8 protein-coding genes are annotated in these 8,097 nt (G+C 72.3%); 6 read left to right on the plus strand and 2 right to left on the minus strand.

The genetic code is table 11. The features are described from left to right. Positions 1–5 precede the first annotated feature (5 nt). From AB0I21_RS41895 to AB0I21_RS41915, 5 genes are all read left to right on the plus strand, one after another. Positions 6–1,181, plus strand: coding sequence for a cation:proton antiporter (locus AB0I21_RS41895; protein ID WP_360569244.1), 1,176 nt, complete (start codon positions 6–8; stop codon positions 1,179–1,181). A 127-nt stretch (positions 1,182–1,308) separates the two neighbouring features. Beyond that, on the plus strand, positions 1,309–2,013 hold the full coding sequence (locus AB0I21_RS41900) for a hypothetical protein (RefSeq protein ID WP_360569245.1): 705 nt from the start codon (positions 1,309–1,311) through the stop codon (positions 2,011–2,013). 253 nt (positions 2,014–2,266) lie between these two features. Beyond that, entirely contained in the window at positions 2,267–2,656 is a 390-nt protein-coding gene (locus AB0I21_RS41905; RefSeq protein WP_344502274.1) for a VOC family protein, read from the plus strand. A gap of 63 nt (positions 2,657–2,719) precedes the next feature. After that, positions 2,720–3,133, plus strand: a complete 414-nt coding sequence (locus tag AB0I21_RS41910) for a MarR family transcriptional regulator (RefSeq protein ID WP_360569246.1) — start codon at positions 2,720–2,722, stop codon at positions 3,131–3,133. After that, positions 3,130–4,845 (plus strand): MFS transporter, encoded by a 1,716-nt coding sequence (locus tag AB0I21_RS41915; protein ID WP_360569247.1) that lies wholly within the window; start codon positions 3,130–3,132, stop codon positions 4,843–4,845. Before AB0I21_RS41910 ends, AB0I21_RS41915 begins: the two co-directional genes overlap by 4 nt. A 93-nt stretch (positions 4,846–4,938) precedes the next feature. Here the strand turns inward: AB0I21_RS41915 and AB0I21_RS41920 are convergent, their stop codons facing one another. Next, the gene (locus tag AB0I21_RS41920; RefSeq protein WP_360569248.1) at positions 4,939–5,676 is read right to left on the minus strand and encodes a TetR/AcrR family transcriptional regulator; all 738 of its coding nucleotides are present in this window, start codon (positions 5,674–5,676) and stop codon (positions 4,939–4,941) included. Positions 5,677–5,706: 30 nt separating this feature from the next. On the opposite strand from AB0I21_RS41920, the gene AB0I21_RS41925 reads away from it, so the two are divergent. Then, complete coding sequence (locus AB0I21_RS41925) at positions 5,707–6,852, plus strand: FAD-dependent monooxygenase (protein ID WP_360569249.1); 1,146 nt, start codon at positions 5,707–5,709, stop codon at positions 6,850–6,852. A gap of 11 nt (positions 6,853–6,863) precedes the next feature. Here the strand turns inward: AB0I21_RS41925 and AB0I21_RS41930 are convergent, their stop codons facing one another. Further along, complete coding sequence (locus AB0I21_RS41930) at positions 6,864–8,021, minus strand: DUF6596 domain-containing protein (RefSeq protein WP_360569250.1); 1,158 nt, start codon at positions 8,019–8,021, stop codon at positions 6,864–6,866. Positions 8,022–8,097 lie beyond the last annotated feature (76 nt).

An 8,097-nucleotide genomic window follows, 5' to 3' on the forward strand; every position in this document is an offset into this window, starting at 1 on the left:
CGCCGGTGCACCACGACACGATCCTCATCGAGCTCGGTGCGGTCATCCTCGCGCTGGGCCTGCTCGGTGCCCTTTCCCTGCGGTTCTCGATCTCGCCCATCCCGCTGTACCTGCTGGCCGGTCTGGCGTTCGGCGCCGGCGGCGTGCTGCCGCTGACCACCAGCACCGAGTTCATCTCCGCCGGCGCGGAGATCGGCGTCATCCTGCTGCTGTTCACGCTCGGCCTGGAGTACACCGCACCGGAGCTCGTCGGCACCCTGCGCTCCTCCGCCCCCGCCGGCATCGTCGACCTCGTGCTCAACGCCGCGCCGGGCGTCGCGGCCGCGATCATCCTCGGCTGGGGTCCGGTCGCCGCGGTCGCGATGGGCGGCATCACGTACGTGACGTCCTCCGGCATCACCGCGAAGATCCTGGCCGACCTCGGCTGGCTCGGCAACCGCGAGACCCCGGTCGTGCTGTCGCTGCTGGTCTTCGAGGACCTGATGATGGCGCTGTACCTGCCGATCCTGACCGCCCTGCTGGCCGGCGTCGGCCTGCTCGGCGGCACCGCGACCCTCGCGATCGCCGCCGCCACGATCAGCGCCATCCTGCTCGTCGCGCTGCGCTTCGGGCACGTCGTGGAGCGGTTCGTCGCCTCCGACAGCGACGAGGTGCTGCTGCTCAAGGTGCTCGGCCTGACCGTGCTCGTCGCGGGCGTGGCCGAGCTGCTGCAGGTGTCCGCGGCCGTCGGGGCGTTCCTCGTCGGCATCGCGCTGTCCGGGCCCCTGGCGCACACCGCGCGGGAGCTGCTGACGCCGCTGCGGGACCTGTTCGCGGCCGTGTTCTTCGTCTTCTTCGGCCTGCAGACCGACCCGCGGGCGCTGCCGCCGGTGCTCGGCGTCGCGGCGCTGCTCGCGTTCGCCGGGATCGTGACGAAGATGGCGACCGGGTGGATCGCGGCCCGGCGGGCCGGGGTGGCGATCACCGGCCGGGTCCGGGCCGGCGCCGCGCTGCTGCCGCACGGCGAGTTCAACATCGTCATCGCGGGGCTCGCGGTCGCGGCCGGCACCAACGCGAAGCTCGGGCCGCTCGCCGCCGCGTATGTGCTCATCCTGGCGATCCTGGGGCCGCTCGCGGCCCGCGCGGCGGAGCCCCTCGCCCGGCTCTACCTGCGCAAGCGCAAGCGACCGGCGACCACATAACGGCTCGACAAGTCTGCCCGAAATACGGAATTTCCCTTAACTGTCCGCCTTTGCCCAGGTCAGCGTGTTTGGCTCTGCGGCGGAGGTTGCCACGGCAACGCGGCCGTGGCGGACAGGGGGAATCACCATGCTCAAGCACACCAAGCTGCTGCCCGCGGTCGGCGCCGCCGCACTGCTCGCGACGCTCGTCGGCGCGCCGCCGGCGTCGGCCGCGGGCGCCGGCGGCCCCGGCGGGTCCGGCAACGCCACCACCGCGTCGAAGAAGGCGCCGTCGGCCGCCTGCAAGGAGCTGACGACCGACGGCGGCTTCGAGGCGCCGAAGGTCAAGGGCGCGGACTGGATGCTGTTCGACGAGGACGACGTGCCGGGCTGGCGCACCGACGACCCGCAGGGCCAGATCGAGATCTGGAAGAGCGGCATGGACGGCGTGCCGGCCCGCTTCGGCAGCCAGTTCGCCGAGCTCAACGCGACCGGCTCCGGCAACTCGATCTACCAGGACATCAAGACCAAGCCCAACTCGAAGATCTACTGGTCCTTCTGGATCCGGGCCCGGGACACCTCCGACGCCAAGGACGTCGACGCCACCCAGATCCACTTCGGCCGCACGCCGAAGAGCGACAACGGCAACGTCAACGGGGTCGGCTCGACCTTCGCGTACATGAACACCGCGACCGACGTCTCGTGGCGGCGGCTGTCCGGCTGGTACCAGACGGGCTCCAACCAGACGATGACCCGGGTGACGCTCACGGCCGTCGAGAGCGCCTCGACCGACGAGGGCTACGGCAACCTGGTCGACGGTCTCACCATCGTCGACAACAAGAAGTGCATCTAGTCCGGCCGAAACGGTCGTGGATCGCTGCTCCGGCCGGCGGTCCACGACCCGGCGCGGGTCAGCTGCGCGCCTCCCACGTGATCTTCACGACCGCGACGGCGCCCATCGTCACGGTGAAGTAAGCGGAACAGGATTCGGGGCTTTTCGGGGCCTTTCAGGGCCGGCCCAGTCGCTGGGTCGGCCCTGTCGGCTTTGCGGGGGAACATTGGGGTAACAGTCGCAAGACATCACGCTGGAATCGGGAGGCGTCACAATGTCCGTCCAGCTCAATCACACGATTGTCGCGGCCCGCGACAAGGAGACATCGGCCGGCTTCCTGGCGGCGATGCTGGGGGTGCCGGTGGGCCGGCGCTTCGGCCCGTTCGTCCCGGTCGAGGTGAGCAACGGCGTCACCCTGGACTTCGCCGACACCGGCGACCGGCCGGTCACCGCTCAGCACTACGCGTTCCTGGTGTCGGAGCCCGAGTTCGACGCCATCTTCGGCCGCATCAAGCAGGCCGGGGTGGCCTATTACGCCGATCCGCACCACGATCAGCCGCAGGAGATCAACCACCGCGACGGCGGGAGAGGCGTGTACTTCGACGATCCCAGCGGACACAACATGGAGATCCTCACGCGCCCGTACGGCAGCGGATCCGCCTGATGCTCCAATTCCTGTGACCTTATACATAACGTGCTTTTATAAGTGCGTGATACAAATTGGGGTATGGTCCTCGTTGACTCCGCGCGGCTGACGACTGCCGTCGAGCGGCTCTTCAGCCTGCTCCGGCAGGGCAACCCGCCCAACGACATCAGCCTGACCGCCGCGTCCACGCTGCGCAGGCTGGAGCGGGAGGGGCCGCGCCGGCTCACCGAGCTCGCCGCGGCGGAGGGCGTCACGCAGCCCGCGATGACGCAGCTCGCCCAGCGCCTCGAGCGTGACGGCCTCGCCGAGCGCACGCCCGACCCCACCGACGGCCGGGTCGTGCTCGTGCGGGTCACCCTGGCCGGCCGCGACCTGCTCGCCCGCCGCCGGGAGGTGCGCGCCGCGCACCTGCGGGACCTGCTGTCCTCGCTGTCCGCAGACGACCAGGCGCTGCTCGCGGCCGCGCTGCCGGCGCTGGAAAGGCTCGCACCGTGACCTCGACGCTTCCCGGCCTCCGCGGCGCCCTGGTCGGCGGGACCGACCACCCGCACTACAAGTGGGTCGCGCTGTCCAACACGACCCTCGGCATGCTGATCGCCACGATCAACTCCTCGATCGTGCTCATCTCGCTGCCCGCCATCTTCAACGGCATCCACCTCGACCCGCTCAGCCCCGGCAACGTCAGCTACCTGCTGTGGATGCTCATGGGCTACATGCTCGTCAGCGCCGTCCTCGTGGTGACCCTCGGCCGCCTCGGCGACATGTACGGTCGCGTCCGCATCTACAACGCCGGCTTCGCGCTGTTCACGATCACCTCGATCGCACTGTCCCTCGACCCGTTCGACGGCGGCGGCGGCGCCCTGTGGCTGATCGGCTGGCGCGTCCTGCAGGCCGTCGGCGGCTCGATGCTCATGGCCAACTCCGCCGCGATCCTCACCGACGCCTTCCCTGCCGCGCAGCGCGGCATGGCCCTCGGCGTCAACATCGTCGCCGGCATCGCCGGATCCTTCATCGGCCTGGTCCTCGGCGGCCTCCTCGCCGAGTGGAACTGGCGCGCCATCTTCTGGGTCAACGTCCCCATCGGCGTGATCGGCACCATCTGGGCGTACCGCTCGCTGCACGACACCGGCGTGCGCCGGCCCGGGCGCATCGACTGGTGGGGCAACCTCACCTTCGCCGTCGGCCTCACCGCCCTGCTCGCCGGCATCACGTACGGCATCCAGCCCTACGGCGGCCACAGCCAGGGCTGGACCAACCCGTGGGTGCTCGCCGGCCTCATCGGCGGCGTCGCCGTGCTCGGCCTCTTCGCCTGGATCGAGACCCGCGTCGACTCGCCGATGTTCCCCCTCGGCCTGTTCCGCAACCGGGCGTTCGCCTCCGGCAACATCGCCGGCCTGCTCGCCTCCATCGCCCGCGGCGGCCTGCAGTTCATGCTGATCATCTGGCTGCAGGGCATCTGGCTGCCCCTGCACGGCTACCGCTACGAGGAGACCCCGCTCTGGGCCGGCATCTACCTGCTGCCGCTCACCGTCGGCTTCCTCGCCGCCGGCCCCATCGCCGGCCACCTCTCCGACAAGTACGGCCCGCGCCTCTTCGCCGCCTGCGGCCTGCTCGTCATGGCCCTCTCGTTCGGCGGCCTGCTCATCCTGCCGACCGACTTCAGCTACTGGGCCTTCGCCTTCCTCGTCTTCCTCAACGGCCTCGGCGGCGGCCTCTTCGCCGCCCCCAACACCAGCCTCGTCATGTCCAGCGTCCCCGCCCACCTCCGCGGCGCCGCGTCAGGCATGCGGGCCACGTTCCAGAACGCCGGCATGGTCCTCTCCATCGGCGTCTTCTTCTCCCTGATGGTCGCCGGACTCTCCAGCTCCCTCCCCTCGACCCTCGACACCGGCCTCACCGCTCAGGGCGTGCCGGCCTCCGCCGCGCACACCATCGCCAACCTCCCGCCGGTCGGCACCCTCTTCGCCGCCTTCCTGGGCTACAACCCGATCGCCGCCCTGCTCGGCCCGCAGCTGCTGGCCCAGCTCCCGGCCGCGAACGCCACCACCCTCACCGGCCGCGAGTTCTTCCCCCACCTGGTCTCCGGCCCCTTCCACGACGGCCTGGTCGTCGTCTTCTGGCTGGCCATCGCCATGTCGGTCGTCGGAGCCCTCGCCTCACTCATCAAGGCCCCTTCCTCCACGCCGGAGAACGCGGTCGCTGAGTAACGCCACGGACCCAGCGACCCCAGAAAACGGGCCGGCGCCTCTGTGGGGAGGCGCCGGCCCGTCTGCCTGCGGGGACCGTGGCCGCGCGACAGGTCAGGTGCGCGGGTGGCCGGTGAGGCCGTCCAGGATGGTGGTCAGGGTGTGGTGGAAGGTCTCGCCGGCGTCGAGGTGGGCGCCGTCGTGGACGAGGCGGGCGACGGTGGGGTAGCGGCCGGTGTCGAGCATGCGGGTCAGGTAGGGGCCGAGGGCGGCCTGCCAGGCGGACATGTCGGTGCCGGTGGCGCGGGCGGTGCGGCGCTCGGTGATCTCGCGGCGGAGCGATCCGACGACGAAGGCGTTGAGGGCGCCCAGGGCCCGCTGGAGGTCGTCGACGCCGTGCAGGCCGGGGGCCCGGCTGAGCGCCGCCGCGGTCGACTCGCCCACCGTGAGCGCGTGCGGGCCCAGGTGTGGCCGCGCGCCGAGCAGGTCGGCGAACCACTCGTGCTCCAGGGCGGCGGCGCGGGTCCGGTGGACGATGTCCAGCACCGTGGCCCGCCATCCTGACTCCTGCGCGCAGTCCTGGCCGGGCTCGGCGATCCGGGCGTAGACGGCGTCGACCATCAGGTCGAGCAGCTCGGATCGGTTGGTCACGTAGTCGTACAGCCGCATCGGGCCGACGCCGAGCTCCTTGGCGATCTTGCGCACCGACAGCCCCTCGAGGCCGTGCTCGTCGGCGAGCCGGATCGCCGTGGCGGCGATCTTCGCGCGGCTCAGCGGCACCGGCGCCGCCCGCGGCTGGGGCTCGGGCCGTTCCCAGACGGGCAGCGGTGCGCTACCGTACGGCGTATCCATAAGGTACAGCGTACGGTAAGGGAGACGACGATGCGCATCGCGATCGCCGGTGGTGGCCTCGGCGGGCTGACGCTGGCCCGGATCCTGCACCGGCACGGCATCGGCGCGGTGGTGTACGAGCGCGAGGCGGGCCGGTCCGCGCGGTCCCAGGGCGGGTCGCTCGACCTGCACCCGGAGTCCGGGCAGCGGGCCCTGGCCGACGCGGGCCTCGCCGGCAGGTTCCGGTCCACGGCACGGCCGGAGGGTGAGGAGCACCGCATCCTCGACCCGGCCGGACGTGTGCTCGTGCACCACACGCCACGGCCCGGCTCGTTCGACGGACGCCCCGAGATCGACCGCGCCGCGCTGCGCGACCTGCTGCTCGACTCGCTCCCCGGCGACGCGGTGGCCTGGCGGCACCGGCTCGTCGCGGCGACGCCACGACCCGGCGGAGGGTTCGAGCTGGCGTTCGACGGCGGCGACCGCGCCGGCTGCGACCTCCTCGTCGGCGCGGACGGCGCGCGCTCGGCCGTCCGGTCGCTGCTGACCCACGCGCCCCTGTCCTGCGTGGCCGTCCTGGTCGAGCTGAGCATCCGCGACGCCGACCGGCGCCACCCCGACCTCGCCGAGCTGGTCGGCCCCGGAAACCTCTGGTGCATCGGCGTACGCCGGATCCTGGCGGCGCAACGCCTGGGCGACGGCAGCATCCGGGTCGGGATCTCCCTGCCCGCTGACGATCCGGGCGCGGACGATCGCCTTGACACCTACCGCAGCAAGCGCGCCCTGCTGGAGATGTTCGACGGCTGGGACCCCGCCCTCACCGCACTCATCGAGGCCGGCGACGGCCGGCCCGCGCCGCGCAGGATCGAGGCGATGCCCACCGGCACCCGCTGGGCCCACCGGCCGGGCGTCACCCTCATCGGCGACGCCGCGCACCTCATGCCGCCGGTCGGCGAGGGCGCCAACCAGGCCATGCTCGACGGGGCCGAGCTCGCCACCGAGCTCGCCACCGCGCTCGCCGCCGACCCCGCCGACCCGGACGCGGCGATCCGGGCGTACGAGGAGGCGATGTTCACCAGGATCCACCCGATCGCCGAGATGTCCGCACGGGTCCAGGCGATGATGCTGTCCCCCACCGCGGCCGACGACATCGTCCGCTTCTTCACGCGGCCCGCCGAGCCCGCCGCCGCGGACTGACGAACCCGGCGTCACTCGGGGAGGGAGGCGAGCCGGGATTCGAGGAAGGCGCGTTCGACCTCGTTGTCGCACAGGGCGATGGCGGTGCGGTAGGCGGCCGCGGCATCCCGATGGCGGTGCAGGCGGCGCAGCAGGTCGGCGCGGGTCGCCGGCAGATAGTGGTACGACTCCAGGCGGGGGTCCGCGGCCAGCTCGTCGACCAGGGCCAGGGCGGCCGAGGGGCCGTCGGACATGGCGACGACGACCGCGCGGTTCAGGGCGACGACCGGCGACGGCCAGGCACGCAGGAGCAGGTCGTACAGGCCGCGCAGCTGCCGCCAGTCGGTGGCGGCGTAGGTGGGGGCCTCGGTGTGGACGGCGGCGATGGCGGCCTGCAGAGCGAAGCGGCCCGGGCGGCCGCCGCGCAGCGCTGCGCGGACGAGGTCGAGGCCGGCGGTGATCTGGGGGCGGTCCCAGCGGGCGCGGTCCTGCTCCTCCAGCAGCAGCAGGCGGCCGTCGGGGGCGGTCCGGGTGGCGCGGCGGGCATCGTGCAGGAGCATGAGCGCGAGCAGGGCGCGGGCCTCGCGCTCGTCGGGCATGAGGGCGCACAGGGTGCGGGCCAGGTCGAGGGCGCGGTCGACGAGGTCGGCGCGGACCAGGCCGGGGCCGGTCGGGGCGGCGTGGCCGGTGGTGAAGACCAGGTGCACGACGGTCAGGACGGCGTCGAGCCGGTCGGGGAGCTGTTCGAGGGGCGGCACGCGGTACGGGATGGCCGCCGCGGCGATCTTCTTCTTGGCGCGGGTGACCCGGGCCGCCATGGTCGGCTCGCTGACGAGGAAGGCGTGGGCGATCTCGTCGGTGGTCAGGCCGCAGACGAGGCGGAGCGTGAGGGCGAGCTGGGCCTCCCGGGCCAGCGCCGGGTGGCAGCACGTGAACACCAGGCGCAGGCGGTCGTCGGGGATCTCCTCCGGGGGGTCGTCCCCGGGGTCGGGGACCACCAGGAGCGGCAGCTTCGAGCGCAGCGTCGCGGCGCGCTTGTGGGCGTTGAGGGCGCGGCGCTGCGCGGCGACGGTCAGCCAGGCGCCGGGGTTGGCCGGCACACCCTGGCGCAGCCAGGCGTCCATGGCGGCCACGTACGCGTCCTGGACGCACTCCTCGGCGAGGTCGAGGTCCGGTTCCGTCGCGCCCATCCGTCCCCCTGACTAGAGTGAGTCCCGTTCTACTGTTACGGGGCGTAGTCGAATGGTAACTCTAGTCACAGCACTG

Source organism: Dactylosporangium sp. NPDC050588, from assembly GCF_040654975.1.
GTDB lineage: Bacteria > Actinomycetota > Actinomycetes > Mycobacteriales > Micromonosporaceae > Dactylosporangium > Dactylosporangium maewongense.

Excerpts from the sequence above, each read along its gene's own strand:
- AB0I21_RS41900 (WP_360569245.1), top strand. The coding sequence starts at position 1,309 with ATGCTCAAGCACACCAAGCTGCTGCCCGCGGTCGGCGCCGCCGCACTG.
- AB0I21_RS41905 (WP_344502274.1), top strand. The coding sequence starts at position 2,267 with ATGTCCGTCCAGCTCAATCACACGATTGTCGCGGCCCGCGACAAGGAG.
- AB0I21_RS41910 (WP_360569246.1), top strand. The coding sequence starts at position 2,720 with ATGGTCCTCGTTGACTCCGCGCGGCTGACGACTGCCGTCGAGCGGCTC.
- AB0I21_RS41920 (WP_360569248.1), bottom strand. The coding sequence starts at position 5,676 with ATGGATACGCCGTACGGTAGCGCACCGCTGCCCGTCTGGGAACGGCCC.
- AB0I21_RS41925 (WP_360569249.1), top strand. The coding sequence starts at position 5,707 with ATGCGCATCGCGATCGCCGGTGGTGGCCTCGGCGGGCTGACGCTGGCC.
- AB0I21_RS41930 (WP_360569250.1), bottom strand. The coding sequence starts at position 8,021 with ATGGGCGCGACGGAACCGGACCTCGACCTCGCCGAGGAGTGCGTCCAG.